General features: G+C 36.1%; 1 protein-coding gene. It reads left to right on the plus strand.

What is annotated here, in order from left to right; genetic code table 11:
* Positions 1-204 (plus strand): hypothetical protein (locus DBR11_RS30500; RefSeq protein WP_233260962.1); only part of this gene is annotated, 204 nt, incomplete at its 5' end.
* Positions 205-249 lie beyond the last annotated feature (45 nt).

The following is a 249-nucleotide window of genomic DNA, read 5'->3' on the forward strand; positions in this document are numbered from 1 at the left end:
ATAGCAGATTTTAAATATGATTTTGTAGCCGAAATAGAAGATATCGTTATACAAACAACGCAAACAAGAACTGAATATAACTACATACGCGGACGGTTGTCAGATAAGAAAGTACAATCTCTTTTAAAGTCTGCAGATCAAAATGATGGGCTATATGACTTCATTTGGGAACACAGCAAATTAATAAAAAGGAAGGTAAAATAGCCTCATTTACCTAACACACCATACTATCCCCCTTCCCCGGACACC

Source organism: Pedobacter sp. HMWF019, from assembly GCF_003061025.1.
Taxonomy (GTDB): domain Bacteria; phylum Bacteroidota; class Bacteroidia; order Sphingobacteriales; family Sphingobacteriaceae; genus Pedobacter.